Source organism: Wolbachia endosymbiont (group A) of Longitarsus flavicornis (genome assembly GCF_963931955.1).
Lineage (GTDB): Bacteria > Pseudomonadota > Alphaproteobacteria > Rickettsiales > Anaplasmataceae > Wolbachia.
On the sequence record NZ_OZ008337.1, the window covers coordinates 78,564 to 95,933 of the forward strand.

8 protein-coding genes and 3 pseudogenes are annotated in these 17,370 nt (G+C 33.9%); 7 read left to right on the top strand and 4 right to left on the bottom strand.

Going from position 1 to position 17,370, the window contains the following annotated elements; translation table 11 throughout:
- The first annotated feature begins 40 nt into the window (after positions 1-40).
- Both AABM58_RS00370 and AABM58_RS00375 read left to right on the top strand, forming a co-directional pair.
- Complete coding sequence (locus AABM58_RS00370) at positions 41-6,979, top strand: ankyrin repeat domain-containing protein (RefSeq protein ID WP_338405960.1); 6,939 nt, start codon at positions 41-43, stop codon at positions 6,977-6,979.
- A complete protein-coding gene (locus tag AABM58_RS00375) occupies positions 6,937-9,546 on the top strand; it encodes an ankyrin repeat domain-containing protein (RefSeq protein WP_338405961.1) in 2,610 nt (869 codons plus the stop codon). Before AABM58_RS00370 ends, AABM58_RS00375 begins: the two co-directional genes overlap by 43 nt.
- A 337-nt stretch (positions 9,547-9,883) precedes the next feature.
- Here the strand turns inward: AABM58_RS00375 and AABM58_RS00380 are convergent, their stop codons facing one another.
- Positions 9,884-10,768 carry an Rpn family recombination-promoting nuclease/putative transposase gene (locus tag AABM58_RS00380; RefSeq protein WP_253302174.1) on the bottom strand — a complete coding sequence of 295 codons (885 nt, stop codon included), beginning with the start codon at positions 10,766-10,768 and terminating at the stop codon, positions 9,884-9,886.
- Positions 10,769-11,159: 391 nt separating this feature from the next.
- Between AABM58_RS00380 and rnhA the strand changes: the two are divergent.
- Both rnhA and wmk read left to right on the top strand, forming a co-directional pair.
- Positions 11,160-11,652 (top strand): annotated as a pseudogene (gene rnhA, locus AABM58_RS00385) (ribonuclease HI).
- Between the two features lie 89 nt (positions 11,653-11,741).
- Entirely contained in the window at positions 11,742-12,647 is a 906-nt protein-coding gene (gene wmk, locus AABM58_RS00390; protein WP_338405962.1) for a WO male-killing family protein Wmk, read from the top strand.
- Here the strand turns inward: wmk and AABM58_RS00395 are convergent.
- Positions 12,604-13,430 (bottom strand): annotated as a pseudogene (locus tag AABM58_RS00395) (IS5 family transposase). The gene wmk and the pseudogene AABM58_RS00395 sit on opposite strands and share 44 nt — an antisense overlap.
- Positions 13,431-13,475: 45 nt before the next feature.
- On the opposite strand from AABM58_RS00395, the pseudogene AABM58_RS00400 reads away from it, so the two are divergent.
- The 3 genes and pseudogenes from AABM58_RS00400 to AABM58_RS00410 form a co-directional block, all read left to right on the top strand.
- A pseudogene (locus AABM58_RS00400) lies at positions 13,476-14,201 on the top strand (AAA family ATPase); the annotation flags it as partial.
- A 19-nt stretch (positions 14,202-14,220) separates the two neighbouring features.
- Complete coding sequence (locus tag AABM58_RS00405) at positions 14,221-14,715, top strand: hypothetical protein (RefSeq protein ID WP_338405963.1); 495 nt, start codon at positions 14,221-14,223, stop codon at positions 14,713-14,715.
- Between the two features lie 50 nt (positions 14,716-14,765).
- The gene (locus AABM58_RS00410) at positions 14,766-15,065 is read left to right on the top strand and encodes a hypothetical protein (RefSeq protein WP_338405964.1); all 300 of its coding nucleotides are present in this window, start codon (positions 14,766-14,768) and stop codon (positions 15,063-15,065) included.
- 9 nt (positions 15,066-15,074) lie between these two features.
- On the opposite strand, the gene AABM58_RS00415 is transcribed toward AABM58_RS00410, so the two are convergent.
- Positions 15,075-16,145 (bottom strand): hypothetical protein, encoded by a 1,071-nt coding sequence (locus AABM58_RS00415; RefSeq protein ID WP_338405965.1) that lies wholly within the window; start codon positions 16,143-16,145, stop codon positions 15,075-15,077.
- Complete coding sequence (locus tag AABM58_RS00420; RefSeq protein ID WP_338405966.1) at positions 16,105-17,340, bottom strand: hypothetical protein; 1,236 nt, start codon at positions 17,338-17,340, stop codon at positions 16,105-16,107. The genes AABM58_RS00415 and AABM58_RS00420 overlap by 41 nt, the downstream gene beginning before the upstream one ends.
- Positions 17,341-17,370 lie beyond the last annotated feature (30 nt).

Consider the following 17,370-nt stretch of genomic DNA (forward strand, 5'->3'; position numbering starts at 1 on the left):
TTCTTCTACAAGGTCGGGTGCACAATCAACTGAAAGACCTGTGACAACATTCATGCTGACTAAAGGAAATCAAGGGCAGGATAAAGAGGTGTTTATTTTTCATATTAGAGAGGGAGGAAAAGGAGAGTTTAGTGAGAAAAAAATACCCATTAACCTAACAACAGTCAGTAAAATAACAGAAGTATGTATAAGTTTACAAGAGGAAAGAAAATCAGATTTTTTCGATGTAGAGAAGGTTAATAGATATAATTCCTTGAATGAGTATAGGCAGGGAAAAAGTTTTTTTGATGGAGAGTGGAAAAACATTCCTTATCCTGCTGGGTTAAAGGAAACATTTGATGAGGTATTGAAGTCTCAGCTTGCTTCTTCACAAGATCAATCTCAATCAATAGGCAAGTATAAGGAGTTATTTGGAAAATTAGGTGAGACAGTGCTACCTTTTAAGGTTCTAATAGAAAAGGAAGCGCATACTCAAGCTATATCTCACGGAGCATTTAGCCACTATAGTGATATAAAGCTAGGAGAACTACAAGAAAACAGGGCATTAGTATTAACTGAGTTTCAAACTGGAAGAGGAAAACGTATTGATATGCTGGTTCATGGTATCAAATTTGCAGATCAAGCTAGCAGCGCTAAAGAATACGATCCAGTAGGGTTAGAGCTTAAAGGACCAAGGGAAGGCAAGACAGCTGATGCGTTAAAAGATGAGGCAAACAAACAAATAGCCGATGAGTATAAGAAAGGTGTAACTTATAAGACGCTGACAGATGGAAAAAAAGTAGATTTTATAGGTGTTGTATTTGATAAAGGTGCGAATAATGCAGATTCCCTTATCTTAATGAGCAAAGATGCGTTTACTCCTGTTAAGGTAGTTCATAGTTCTATCTTTAGTATTAGTCAGCAGCAATGTTTTAAAGGAAGGAGAACACGTAGTATAGGAATACCTTGTATAGATTCATTCGATGAAGAAAAGATTACAGAGGAGGAAAAAAAACAACGTGTTAAAAAGTTGTTTGATATTGATAATGCTAAAGATTTAACTAATGAAATTATAGATATAGGTCGTGAGCAAGTGTTTGATATGATAGGCAATGCTGATAGGACTGATGTATATGTAAAAGTAAAAGATAACAATGGTAATGATAAAAAATTGATAATAGGTGATATTATAGAAATGAAGAATGCAGAAAGATATTTTGTAGATGATTATAGTGATGGTATTGAGATCTTAGTAAAAGTAGGCAGAGATAAGGATCGCGTTATAAAAGAAAAAATAAAAGGACAAAATATTGAGTATTATTTAAGCATCGATGGCTATGAAGTAAAATTCGATGATATAATTAAAAATTTTACTACAGATGCAGAAAGAGAGAAAATTCATAATAAATTACATCAACTATCAAATGATAAGCAGTTGTTAGAGAATAAAAAATACATTGAAGACATAGGTGATGTTCAAGATGTTGGAACTAATCAAGATTACAATGATATTGTAAAGGAAATTAAACAGAATTTATTAGCAAAAGGAGTTAGGGAAGATACTTTCGACAGGTTTAAAAGTCATTTTGATGATCTTGGTGAAAAAGTTTTTGCAGATTATATTAGTAATGTAGAAAGCAGCCTTAAAGAAAAAGGAATTGCATTTGATCGTGATAAATTTGATTCAACGAAAATAAAAGGAGCAAAAGGTGGAAAGTTTTTTTCCATGATGGCTATATATGACTTGCTTGATAGTATAGGTGATACAGCAACACTTGGACGACATAATAATGATGCTTTAAAGCAAGTATTTGGTATCAATGGTATACTAGATGCTATGGATGATGTTAGGACGAGTGTAAGTATTTCTCCTAGTAGTAAAGTAGGAAAACTGATTGGTAAAATACCAGGGCCTGCACGTCAAGCTTTTGTTAAGGTTATCAGTAATCCTGTAGTTCAAAGTATTACATTTGCAACCATTGCTTATCAATTTGGATACAGTATAAACGAAATAGCTCAAGGTAATCATCATCCATTAAATTATTATTGGACAGCTAGTAGTGGTGTAAAATTAACAAGCATGAGTATAAGGCCTGTAAGTGCAGGAGTTAGTTTCGCAGTAAAAAGTGTAAGTACTGCTACTAAGATTTTAAGAGGGTTATCTGCTGCAGGCAAAGTTTTAGGTAGGATGTCAGTATTTACTATGGTTCCTGATATTGTGTTTTCATTGCATCAATCCTTATACAGTAGAACAATGGAAGCGCAAGCAATAGCAGCACAAATTCCCATATCTAATATCGATCGTACTAAAATATTTTTTTCAAATTCCGAAAAAGTAATATACGAAGACTATATAAGGATAAAGGGTTATTTAAATACTGTGAAAAGCAATGCCATAAATTACCTTAATTCTGATCCTAATATAGCTGCAGTTGTGCAGTATGTTACTAGTATTGAAGAAAAATATAGTGAGATCATTCAAACCGTTGAAAAAAAACTTGCATGTATGGGAAGTGGGATCGGTTGCCAGGATCAGTGGGTATGTGGATTAGAAAAAAGATATGAGAGTATCTCTTTCAATAAGGTTAATACGACTTCTAATGTAAAAGATGATTTATCTTCATTAAATATATCTAGACCTCTCGACTTAGAATTTTATCAGCTGGATGACATAGGCGCTACAAGATTTAAGAGTACTAAAAAATATGAAGAGTTTCTTGCAAAACAAGAAAAGAAAAAAGTTTATTTGATTAGTAAAGAGGCAAAATATCTTCCCCATATAACTCAAGACGAGTACAATAGCGGGCTGAGAGTCGTAATGGTCCCATCAGGACATTTAATACCACAACATCAATGTAGTGGCATAATTAATGAACAACGTATATTCCGGCCCTACGCTTTGGATAAGGTATATATGCCTTGCAATGCTGGCAAAACCTATAGAAATTGTCAAGAGAGCTTTACCCTCTCAGGTGAACCTTTTATTTTTACTAGTCCAACAAGAAAAGATCCTAGTAATACAAAAAAGCAAACCTTTCCTAAAGGATCAGTATTATATATTTCAGGACCAAAAACATTAACAGCAGCTGCAAATTACCCAGCAGTAATGTATATTCCAGATGGTAATGTAAATTATGTTGGTTCAAAAAACAAGGAAACTATCTTTGTTATTGGCAATTCTATATCTGGTACCCTCGAAGGTGGAGTAGGAAAAGAAAATACTGTAGTAATGAATGTTAAAGCTAATAATATCGTTGCTGATTTATATAGTGGAACTATACACTATGGTAATAGCAATAACATAGCATTGGTTAACACACATAACTACGTATCTAATTCTGACAACAGGCAAAATATTACTACTAACTGCAAGACGACTTTAATTAATGTAAAAAACGCAGAAATTTGGCAAAATTCATTTAACTGCACAGATAAAGATTATGAGGTTAGAGTGGTCAACAAAGAAAATGTACATCACAGAGGATTGAAGCAAACAGTATTTATTATTAATAAAAACAGTGATAGTGCTAGGATAGTAAGTGATTTAGGCAGTACAGGAAAAATAAAGGGAAATATTGACGTAATAAGTGTTCAAGTTGCTAATATCACACAGTGGGGAATAAGTGAAGATATAGAAAAGGTCGGCTATAGCTTAGATCTTTTAGCTAATAATACACAAAGTATTGTTTCAAGTACTAAAATCGATGATTTTAAAAATCTAATAATTCAAGTAAACTGTAGTGGAGTGACAGAATCTGTTGCAATACAAGACAAGTCTTTGTTTGATACGGCGGAGGATATTAGGTATCAAAAGTTGAAAAATTCAGGCAATGATATTAGTGGAGAAGTCATACAAAATAGTGAAAAAAAGTTAAAAGCATTTATACAAGCAAGCATTATAGATCAAGAATTATTTGATACTTATCAAATTGCAAAAGGTATTGCTGATAACAATAATTTTGACATACCAGTATCTCAAATAGAAGTCATTAAAAATCACATGGGAATACCTAGTGAAAAAGTGATAATTGCTTGCATGTACTCAGGTCAAGTCATTGTTGATTTTAGCTATAATAATTCTGACGTTACAAGTAGTTATCAAAAATATCAGGATAATAGAGGAAGCTATGATTATGCTCACTATATGATACTATGTAATTACTATCAAGACGTCACTGTGGAGGGGAGAGAAGGACAACATCAGTATATTATCAAACTACCAGATACATTAAATAGCGAAGTTTCATCGTCGCCGATAAGGATCAATCTAAAAATAAAAAACAAAGCAGCACCTTATCAAAGTATGTCTTACAATATTATTGACTTTGCTGAGTTGAATGTAACAGATGTTGATAGTATAAGCATACAGAAAGGTAAAAGGAGTTATACAAATGAATGTTATAACCAATCGATCTCTGACCTTACAGAGGATAGCTTAGAGATAAAAGATATTACAGTACTTGGTAGTGAAGGTACTAGATGGTCTTTATCCGTTGGTTTAGTTGATTATTTTCAAAGTCCAGAGCATCAGCAAATTGTATTACAAATGAACAATAAGCTTTATAAAATTGACAGTACAAATTTAAAGCTTGAGCATGTAGAGATGGATCCTAACTCTTTCAGATACTATCAGCCAGATGAACAAGGATTACAGATTTATCATAATCAACCTATTGACAAGAATGAGGTTGGGTTGGTTGATTTTAGAGATAAGTCTATATTGGGTTTTGATATGGAGATTGCTGATGATAGTTTAGTGCTATCATATGGAAATAGTACCATTGCAAAAGTGGAGAATTGGAGTAATTATCAGCCTGCAAGAGAAATGATGTTCGCTTTTAATGATACAATGGTTTCTAATCTGAAGTGCATAGTCTCCGCTTGTAATTCAGAAGGTATTATAGTGGAATTTAATCAGAAGAAAGTAATTTTATTAAAGGAGGAAATGTTTGATGCTATAGTACAAAATGGTACCAATGAAGCTAATGATTTAATTAGAAAAATTGAAACTATTGAAGGTAAAAGTGGATTAATACCTTTATACGTTGCTATTCAAGCAGGTAGATTGGACATAGTAGAAATTCTTTTTGAGAGAAAGCATTTTAGTGTTAAAGATAAAGACATCCATCCCCTGCACTGGGCTGCTCAGCAAGGCAATTTGAATATAGCTAGGTTTCTTGTGGATAAAGGTGCTGATATTGGAGTTAAAGATAATGATGGTAGAACACCTCTGCGTGTAGCCGCTTATAGTGGTAACCTAGATATGGTCAAATTTTTTCTTGATAGGAACATGAGTATTGAGGTTAAAAATAATGATCCATATAAGATGATGGGAGTAGTTGAGGGCGTAAAGAACGAAATTATTAACCAAGCAGATACTGCACCTAATGTAAAAAGATGGGCAGAGTTTTTTGTAGAGAAGTTAAGATATTCAATAAAAAGTGTAGCAAAAGAGAAGCTAAAGGATGGCATGTTGCATAATAGGTATAGTTCAGTTAATGAACTTGCTAATGAAATTTATAAATCAGATGGAAAGCTGTTTGATGATATAATTAAAGGAGTTATAAATGATGTGTATGGGAGAGTAGATACGAAAGAAACATTAAGTTATGTACGCAGTCATAATAATGCTGGTCAGCGTATATCAGGTTATGTAGCTGTGTTTGATGCAATGCAAAGAAATGATGATTTAAATAATAGTGCAATATTTAAGTTAGCTTACTCTATTAAAGAGGCAATGAGTTTTGATAAATATTCTAGTCTCGATTCAGGAAGAAAATCTGAGCTTGAAAGGTTAAAAAATAAATTGCCGGAATCGGTAAGAAATGCGGTGTTTTCGTCAAAAGTGTGTATTAAAAACATTTATCAAAATGAATATTTATATGCTGCTAATAGTTGTTTTAATTATGACAGCAATAGAAGAAGAGTATTTACTTGGATTTCAAAGGGTGCATTAACCGATAAATTTAAGTGGAAGATCAAGCTTGATGGTGACAACTTTAATATAGTGAATGCTGAATTTAATGAAAATTTATATGCTGCTAGTGATTATTTCAATTATGACAACGACAGGAGAATGGTATTTACTTGGGTTTCAGGTGGAGGAGTTGCACGAGATGTGTGGATGATTAAACCTGATGGTAACAACTGTTCTATAATGAATGTTAAGCTTAAAGAACATTTATATGCTGCTGATTATGCTAAATATGACAATGATAGGCGTAGAGTATTTACTTGGATTCCAGGAGGTCAGGTTTCACAAGGGATGTGGATGATTGAAGATTGTGGATCTACTTTAAGAAAAGTGAGAAATGCAGATGCTAGTTCTAATTTAATAGTTTCAAGGCAAGTACAATTGGATTACGCATTGTTGAATGCCACAAAAATTGGCAATATTAGTGAAGTAACAGGCCTTGTTAATCAAGGAGCTAATGTTAATACTGAAGACAGAGATGGTAATACTCCTGCACGCAATGCTGTATTAAAAGGTCACTTTGGCATAATTAAGTACCTTGTTGAAAAGGGTGTTAGTTTAAAGGCTGAAGATCATTATTGTGGTCCCCCTACATGTAATGCCGCTCATAGTGGTCATTTAAATATACTAAAGTACCTTATTAGCAAATGTGTTGATATTAATGATACTGATAAAAATGGTTGGACACCGCTACATTTTGCTGCATGGAGAGGCTACTTAGAAGTTGCTAACTTTTTAATAGAAAAGGGTGCTGATATTAACGCTGAGAACATTTTTGGCAGAAAACCTATACACATTGCCGCTGAAAACAATAACAAAGACATTATAGATTTTTTTCTCAGCAAAGGAATGAGCATTGATGATACTGGTAGAGATGGTCGGACGTTACTATACTTGGCCTCTCGGAATGGTCACTTGGATTTAGTAAGGTACCTCGTAGATAAGGGGCTGACATTTACACTCAAGACAAAGGCGGTAAAACATTGCTGGATATTGCTACTGATCAAAAACACAATAATATTGTAGAGTATTTAAAACAAGTGCAATTAGATAAAGAATTATTGATTGCAGTACAATATGGAAATCTTAGCAAAGTTGAAGATCTTGTAAGTCAAGGAGCTAGCTTAAGTGCTAAGTATAGCGATGGCCGAACTCTTATGCATTGTGCTGCTTATGGGGGCGAGCTAAATGTAGTAAAATATCTTGTGGTAGGTGAAAAAAGTAGTTTAAAAATTAAAGATAATAGTGGTAGAATTCCCCTTCACTATGCTGCTTACAATGGTAAACTAGATATAGTAAAATATTTTATAGACGAAGAAAAAATTGATGTTAATATTAAAGATCATGGTGGCTGGGCGCCTCTATATTATGCTTCTTGTGGTGGTTATTCTAATGTAATAAACTACCTTGGTAAAATACATAATTCAGATTTGATAAGTAACTTACAAGAAAATTCTACGTCTTTAGAAATCCCAAATAGTAATAACATTGAGGTTCAAGACAAACTTGGTAGAACACCCTTACATCTTGCTGCCAAAGCAGGTGATCTGAGCAAAATAAACCTTCTTTGTGATGATTATAATGCTAATATTGAAGCTCAAGACAATTTTGGTTATACACCAATTTTTTTCGCTACTCAATCAGGAAAATTGAATGTAGTGAGTCTTGTTCTTTATTATGGTGCTAATATTAATGCTCAAGATATGTATGGTTCTACGCCTTTACACTATGCTGCTCAAGAAGGTAACTTAGGTATGATTCAGCTTCTTCTTAGTAGATGTGCTAGGATTGAGCTTCTAGATAGGAATAATTGGACACCTATACTTTTTGCTGCTCGAGAAAGTAAATGGAGTGCAGTAGAACTTCTCGTTAGTAAGGGTGCTAAATTTAATAATGAAATAACGTATCAGGGAACACCTTTACATTTTGCTGTTCAAGAGGGTAATTTGGGTATGGTTAAATTTCTTATTGATCAAGGTGCTAATATTGAGTCTCAAGACGACTATAATAAAAAACCTTTGCATCTTGCTGTTAGGGTGAACAGATTGGATATAGTAAAATTTCTTCTTGATAAGCACGCTAACATTGAGGCTAGAGACATGGATGGTGATATACCTTTAGAATTGGCTATTCAAAGTGGTTACAAAGATATAGAGGAAGTTTTAAGGCAAGCACAATTAGATCTAGATAAAGAATTATTGAATGCTGCAAAAAGCGGAGACCTTGATAAAGTTAAAGAATGTATCAAACGGGGTGCTTATATTAATACTAAGAGTAATAATGGAAGGACTTCTTTACACTGGGCTGCATTTGAAGGTTGCTTACCCGGAGTAGAGTATCTTATAAAGGAAGTTGCTGACATTAATGCTAAGGATAACACTAGTAGGACTCCTCTACACTATGCTGCTAGAAATGGTCATTTAGATGTAGTAAAATACCTTATAGAAGAAGGTGCTGATTTTGAAGTTAAAGACAAGGATGATAAAACACCGTTGGATCTTGCTTCTTGGAAAAAACATAATGATGTTGTAAAATATTTAGAGAAAATCAAAGAAGAAAGAGACAAAACTGTTCAACGCAAACGCCGTCATCACCATGGAGATCATGCTCGTCATCATATGTCAAGAAAACCTCTTGCTATAGATTCAAGTAATCAACCTGAGATAGCAGCAAGTGGTAGTACAAGACCATCTTCATGGATAAATGATTTATTTGGTTGGGTAAAGAGCTCTATAGGTGGATTGTTAAGTTCTAAACCTGTGGGAATATCAAGCACTAAGGATTCAATCTCACAAGTTGATGGGCAATTTGCCAAAGCTTCGGTAAGTAATAGTAGTCCAACAAGTACCACACTATCATCTGATGGTACAGATAAAAAACAAGAAAGTAATTATTTTACAAGTGGGGGTTTTTCCCGAGATAATATTGATTATGTAAATGCAAATATAAAACAAATGCGTGAAAGGCAAACACCTGTTAAATTTAAACCTAGTGGCGGAAATACAATACTAGAAATGGGAGATCACTATCTATCACATGTTGATTTTAATGGTACAATAATGTTACTTGATTTATTAATTAGAAAAGTTACAGGTCAGAAGTATATTTCTACAGTAGATCAGTCTATATCCCCACTAGAAGCACAGGGCTATGCATTAAATATTACAAAGGAATTTGAGAAAGTAGTAGAGCAAGCTGGATTAAAAAGTGGTGTATCAATGTACCGGTTAAATATTGATTTTGTGGAAATACAGAAAGAAGTTACAGGAAAAATTATGAGTGGTAAATTTAATGAGATTTCAGGGATTTTAAGCTCATATGTAGAGAAAGCATGTCTTGGTGAAGAAGCTGGTAAATTAAGTCCGAAAAAATTTGAAAAGTTTATAGCTCAATTTGATAAGGGTCTGCTAAATCAATCAATAGAGCAGATATTACACAACAGAGATGGTAGATTAGAAGTTGATGATGCAAAGCAAATGAGTTTAGAGCCTCAAAGTTATTTAAGTAATGCTTCAGTTCACAGCCATTCAGAAGTATCAACTTGTCTTTCTGAGATAGGAGTAACCAAGCTTGGAGGTAATCTCAATAGGTAGGTTATAGGTGGAGCTATAATATGCCAAGTAGTGGAAAATTTAAAGTGAAGGTGGCAAAATTAGCCAAAATAATTAGAGATACCAGACCAAGTTTGATGGTCCTAATACTAAAATGGATGAAGTAGACATTAAATGCTAAGTGGTTAATATGTTTTCCATATTGAACTTACAGCACGTAGCTTTGATGTAGAAGTTTGGGTAACGTTATGATAGTAATTTATATAATTCTATGTGCAATCTTTATAGCCATTTTAGACAGTTCACTAGATTCTTAATTAGGGGATATGTCTAACTTAGAGAAGGTTTTCATAAATGTTAAAGTGAATAAGTAGGAATATTATGTTTTTTCTTTGAGTTGTGAAATTTCAGAATGAGAGAGACCGGTAATTTGAGCTATAACATCTATAGAGACACCGGCCTTAAGTGAATTTTTTGCAACTTCAATTTTACCTTCAATTTTACCTTTTTCATGGCCGATTAGGATGCCTTTTTCAGTAGCATCATCAAGGCGTTGTTCCCAAATAGCAGCTTCTTTCTGTACACTCAATACTCTTTCTTCGTATGCTGCAAGATCCTCTTCTTCCCAACTAAACTTGTCTAATTCATCATATGCTAGCTTTATTATTGGAGATTTTTCTGCAATATCTTTTAGGTCTTCATCTGTAGTATCCTCTGCATACCGAAAAAAGAAACACCACCTTTCTACTGTACTCTCTAGTTGCTCTACTCTGTTCTTTGTAAATTTAGGCAACTCAATAAAGATGAATTGAAAATCTTTTAAGTAATGTCCGTTAGTCTTTATATCACGTATATTGTGAGTGGAAATATACTCAACCTCTGTAGGAAATAGCGTACTGTTGGAAATAGCGATAAAGAAGACTTTCTTAAAATCAATATAATTTCCTGATTGTCTTGAGTAAGCTTTAGAAGCATAAAGTTGGGCACGTTTTTCAAAGCCCTTGTCACGAGCGAGCTGCATCTCCGCAATATATCTATTCCCGAAAGAATCCTTACAGAGAACATCAACAATACTCTGTTTATCAGAAGCAATCTCAGGATCCATAATAGTGCTAAGAAACTTAACATCTTGAATTGTGTTAACACCAGTAAACCCTAAGATGTCATTTAAAAAGTGGATAAGAATATTCTTGTTTTTCTCAGTGCCAAACACCCGTTTAAAGGGCAAATCGTATTTAGGGTCGAGGAACTTAGAAAGAGCCATAAAATTAACCTAAAAAGCATTAATAATTATACACAATTCTGAAGAAATATTCAACGTTTTTATTTTTAGGTAAGATTCAAGAGTGTTGATGAAAAAAACGACCTTCAGAGGTGAGCTTAGAATGGTACTTTAAGCCTTGAACATGTATCTTTGCATCTTTTTATAACCACCTCTATAAACACCCTTAAAAGCCCAGCAAATGGATGCAATGAATTTGGAGCTGTAGAAGACATCAAAGATACGCTTTTTGGTGTGGGAGCCTAATAAAAATACGAGCGTAAAAACTCAATTACGATTTACTTAACATCGTGAGCCCACACCTTTACATTATAAAGAACTCAAAACTCAATATCAACATATTTCAGTAGAAAATTTATCATATCCTGTGAGTATGGGCGAAAAAAAGAAGGTTACAATATATACGGATGGAGCTTGCTCTGGAAACCCTGGTCCAGGAGGCTGGGCTGCTGTAGTTATGTATGAAAATAAAAGTGTCTTTATCAAGAAACGTATTTCTGGAGGTGAAGAAAACACAACGAACAACAAGATGGAATTAAAGGCTGTAATTAACGGGCTAAAGATGTTAAAAATTTCTTGTGAGGTTATTTTACATACAGACAGTCTTTATGTAAAACAAGGTATAACAGAATGGATCAGCAAGTGGAAGACAAACGGTTGGAGAACAGCAACTAAAAAACCAGTAAAAAACATGGAATTGTGGAAGGAATTAGATGAAGCTGCCTTGCGGCATGATGTTAATTGGAAGTGGGTTAGAGCTCACAATGGTAAACGAGGAGGCAGATAAGCTTGCCAGAAAGGAAACTAAAAAGCTGAAATACAAAAACTACCAAAGCTGCAGCGAGTACAAGGCAAATAGAAATTAATGTTTTTATTCAGATACAAATTTGTGTAAGCGCTTACAATGAGGTATACATGGTTGTTTCCGTGAAAGAAGTGATCGTTAGCAGCTGTAATGATAGCAAAGCATATTAATCCTGTAAGATACAAAATAGCACAAAAGGTAAGAAGCTGGAGGTTAAAGCGAGGATATACCCTGAAAGCTTTAGCAGATAAAACAGGCATAAACTACTATACGCTGCTAAGATATGAACAAGGGGTACAAGGTATTCCAACTGAAGACTTAAAAAGACTAGCGGACGCATTCTCAATTAAGGCTGGAGCTCTATTTCCTAGACAAAAAGTACTAAGAGAAAACTGTTGTTTTGATAAAGCCAAGGAACAAGCAATATACAATCTCACGGCACAAACAAGAACGCGAGAATCACGCAAGGCAATTTATGCATTGACCCAATCTGTCCGAGCTCAGAAGGAAAGTAATGTAAAAGAGGCAAGGGTAAGAATAGCACAAAATCTACTTAAAGCAGGGTTTTCTATTGACATTATCTACCAAGCGACTGGTTTATTAGCTGATGAATACGACGACAAAGAGAAAAAAATACCTAAGCGTCAAAACGAAGGAGAAGAGATAAAAAATTGGAGGATAGTACGAGGATATGCTCAAGAATATTTAGCAGAAAATCTCGGTGTATCACGTTCGAAAATACACAACTGTGAACAAGGGAACGTTATCATTTTAGGTGAAACGTTATGGGGAATAGCAGTAGAATTATCAAAGGATGTTGACGATCTTATAACTAAACCAACGAAAGAAGATTATTATGAAGATAGTGAAGGAGAAAATGAGCGATTAAGTTTGGCGAGAGAGTGTCAAAAAATTGACGATCAAGAATCACTAGACGAACTGGGTATATGGGTAGAATTTTTATCCCAAAGAAGGCAAATTTACAAAGAAAAGATTAGACTTCTTTCAAAATTCATGTATGGAGCTCAAAATTGTGAATTGCAGCAATCAAATTAAACCTTAAACCAAAACGTTTTCGTCGGTTTCTATACCTGTCCGAGATGATTTTAAACCTTTTCAATAAGCCAATTACGTTTTCAACAATTGCCCTTTGGCTCATAAGTGCCCTGTTCTCTTTTTTTTGTTCTTTGCTTAACGGATTCTTTTTCATTTTCCTGTGCGGTAATACAACATTTTTGTGTATCTTCTGCATTCCCCTGTAGCCGGCATCAGCTAAGATTTTGGTGTCCGGTAATATTGCTACCTTTGATTCTCTAAACATCCGAAAATCGTGTTTTCTACCATTCGAGAAAGATGTGCATATGACTTTTTTACTCTTCTTCTCTGTTACTATTTGTGTTTTTATAGTATGCCTTTTTTTCTTTCCAGAGTAGAAGGGCTTTTGCTTTTTTTTGGTCTCTCTACTGGCGTTTCAGTTCCGTCTATTACTAAAACTTCATATTCTACATCACTCTTTAATAGCTCTTTTTTTCCTGGTAATGCAAAATCTGGATGTTTTATTAATATGTCTTCTACCTATCTTATTATTTTAAAACTGTTACTTTCACTCATGCCATAGCTTTGCCCAATATGAAAATATGTACGATATTCTCTTATATATTCCAGTGCCATAAGTAGCCTGTCTTCTATGCAAAGTTTACTTTTTCTTCCACTTCTAGCTTTTTTTCTTTTATCCTCCACTTCTAGAATTTCTACCATTCGCTCAAATGTTGCTTTTTTTACCCCTGTTAAACGTCGAAACTTTTCTCCTTCTAACTTTTCTATTTCCTTATATTTCATGCTTTCAAATACTTCATCTTACACTCCCTCTAACAATTTTGAAAGAAGTCTATTGTTTCCCCAAGAATTTTAACCAAGAGAGGCTTATTGGTATTTGGTGGCCCACCTAAAATCGGCAAAAGCGACTTTTTGATCTCTTGGCTTGTCTACATGGCTGCTGGTAGATCATTTCTTGGTATGATGCCAAGTAGACCTTTGAAGATCTTCTACATGCAAACTGAAATTGAGTATGACTATATGAAGGAACGTTTGCAACAGCTTCAACTTGATAAGGAACTTTTGGATATAGCTGCCAATAACTTAATTATCACGCCAAGAGTGCAATTATCGCTTAGTAGTGAAGAAATAGATGAAATCAAAAATACTGTTAAAGAGCGTTTTAAACCTGATATTATTGCGATTGATCCTCTTCGTAATATCTTTAACTCAAGTGAATATGGCAACGAAAATGACAACAGCGCTATGCTATTCTTCTTGCAAAAAACACTTGAAAAACTGAGAAATGTTATTAATCCAGATGCCAGCGTAGTACTTACTCATCATACAAAAAAATTATCCAAAAAAATGTTAGAAGAAGATCCATTTCAAGGTTTAAGCGGTGCTGGGTCCTTAAGGGGCTTCTACACTACAGGAATGGTGATGTTCAGTCAAGATGAAGGAAGCACTGTCCGTCAAATAGTATTTGAGTTGCGTAATGGTGAACGTGTGCCAAGTAAGCTTGTCGATAAACTAAATGGCCATTGGCAACTTGTGGATAAATGGAATAGTTAATTTTTATAGGAGATAATATATGTTACAAGATTTAACTGATTTTAACACTGCAAAGTCGCAAAGTAATTTAATACCTAAAGGTACAACGGTAAAAGTCAAAATGGCTATTAAGCCTGGAGGTTATGAAAATTGGTTCACTAAAAGCTATACTACTGGCAGCATCTATTTAAACGCTGAATTTACGGTCACTGAAGGTCCATATACAAAACGTAAGATTTATCAAGTAATTGGTATTAAAAGTGGCAAAGCAAGCGTTGAAGGAGAAGATACTTGGGGAGAAATGGGTCGTTCTATGCTTAGAAGTATTTTGGAGTCAGCACGGAACATTCATCCACATGACACTTCAGAAAAAGCAGTTGTTGCTAGAAAAATCAACTCCATTGCAGATTTAAATGGACTAGAGTTTATGGCAAAAGTGGGAATTGAGGCCGATAATAGGTACGGAGACAGGAACAGAATTGATACGATCATTACTCCGAATGAAACTCAGAAGGATGACTGGATTCCATTCTAAGCGAATAAAAGAATCATTTTTTTATCATAAATTATTGAAGGGCACCTTTTATGAATAGATCTCTAGAAGAAATAAAAGCGTTAGTAATTGATAGAATTGAAGAATACCTACTCTATTTACTACCTGGTGGTGAGTTTTACAAAAGTAAGTTTTACATTGGAGATTCACGTGGAGATAAAATAATAGTTGAGACAACAGGAGAAAGAGCAGGAGATTGGTATAAACTAGCCAAAATTAAAGGAGACGTAGTTGAATTTTTTACTTTCATTGCAGGTGACAAAAAAAGCGCTGAAGAATTGTATCTGTATATTTTAGAGAAGTATCCTTCTGCGTTTTCTGTCCAACATTGACTAAGGAGCTTAGCTAGCACTTAAGTTAATGGTAGATGGATTAAGCCGGTAGCCTGACCAGTTACATGCTTGTATCACATCATCTCGTCTTATATTTAGTCCCAAGGTGCTAGCTAGCTTTTCTGCTATTGTTTTTTGCATTCTGTTAAGAGGTCTGCGCACCTGCTGTTCTGGGTCTTCAATACCTAAACTATCTGCTATTTGAATGATACTAAGAAATTTATATTCTTTAGCTTCTTCCAAGTCACGCAAAAATTGTTTAAGTAATACTCTAAAGATGCGGATGCTTGAAGTTGCTTGTTTGCCTATAATTTCAACGTCATTAACATAAATAGTATTATCTATAATTTTCAACCTTAATATTTTTTTCTCCTGATGAACTGTTTTTTGTAGTGGAATACAAGGAAATGCTTGAAAAGAAACGTTAGGTAATAATTCTGGTACTCCTTTTTCAACTGCTTCGCTTAGTATTTGATTTAGAGTTTTTTGTTCACAAATTAAATCGGCCATGGGAACAGTGTATAGGGTTAACAATGTTTTTAGGTCTACCTTTCCAAAAGTTATAAGAACAGCAACATTAGCTCTTAACCTATCTACAGTTAAATATGACTTATCAGTACATAAAGTTGGTATTATAATGCTTACTATTTTACTTTTAAAGCTTATATGATATATCCCATTTGCCGCCTTTTCCCATATGAGTCCTATTAATAGTTTTTCAAACCAACTTATAATTTTTTCCGTATTAAGTTTTATTGAAAGCACAAGATAACGCTGTTTTTTATAAGTATCAGGAAAAATATCACGACCACAATCCTCGCAAGCTAGATCATCACAATCTTCATCAAAACCATGAGGAATGATAACCTCGTTTTTGCAATAAGGATTTTGTATATTTGGAAAATCAAGATCTAAATCATTAGCGCAAACAACGAAATAATACTTCTCAAGTTTAACAAAATCAAGCTGACTGAGATGCTCTGCAGCCTTTATATAGTTCTCGTTAGGATTTACCCAGGACCTATTTATTAACATAGTATCAATATCTTGAGAGTGTTCTCGACAAAACGGTAATTCCATAGCTATCTCTAATTAAAGACTTAAAATCATCTCGTTCTTTTCTATTGAGAACATATTCTGAGTAATCAATTTCTATATAATTTGCGCATTGCGTGTCTGTCTGAAAGGATAAAGTAACTTTTTTACTTTTGAACAATACTTTGATATGCTGAACAAGCGAAACATCATGCAGTACACTACCAACCGAAGGCTCTATTTTCTGCAACCACTCTTCAATATTATCCGTGTTTAACGTAAGATTAGTTTTAGATTTAGATGGACCAAATTTCAATTCAAATAGGCGAATATCAGGTACATGTTGTTTTACACAGTCATTCAAAAAAGTCCTCACTTGTGCTGTTGTATTTTGGTGGCGCATGTTAGTAAATGAACATTCTCGCTGAAAATAACAGCTTACTATTCTATTTGCTATTTTTAATCCTTGATCAAAACTTTGAATAGATAGATTTACTTGGTTAGCGTTTAAAGCAAAGTCAATAATAATTCTACTAGGTTTATAACCGTGTATTACCTTATTTGAACTGATTAATAAATCCTCATCTTTACTAGCACGTCGTATAAATAAGTAAATACTATTTTGGTAGTAAAAGAGTTCTTGAAACTGACTTTCAAAACTATCATTTTCCGAGAGATCATGCTGTTTTAATATTTCCTGTATTGTACTTTCTGATAAAAAATCCTTAAATGAAGTGGGCTTTTGTCTTGGAGGATTTTTTAATATGAAAGGTAAAAACCCTTTTTTTTGTACTTGATTAAAGCAGAAAATTTGTTTCAGCAAGTTATGATTAGTTATAAAGAGAGTAAACAACAAGGACTTTTTGTCATATTTGTTATTTTGGAACAGAAATGATTTCAGAAGATCTTGGCTTAACACAGATTGTGCTACTTCAGCTATAGTTGTTTCTGATTTTGCACGACTAAAACGATTGACTAAGTAATAATCAAACAGAGATTCAGAAATTTTAGTAAGCATTTTACGCTTTTGCTGAGTTGAAATATCATCGCATTTTTCGTATTCTTTAAATAATTGCCTATTTTGTTTATTCTGAAAATAATGGTTAAAAATAACACTTAATTGTCTACCAGAAAGAGAATTAAGCCAACTTTCACGTAAACTTGGATTTTGAAAGTCCTTAAGCAGAAAGGATACTGGCATTTCTAAACTGCTTTCCCAAAACTCCTCACTAGCTATCATATATCTAAAAGTAAACATATTATGTCTAAA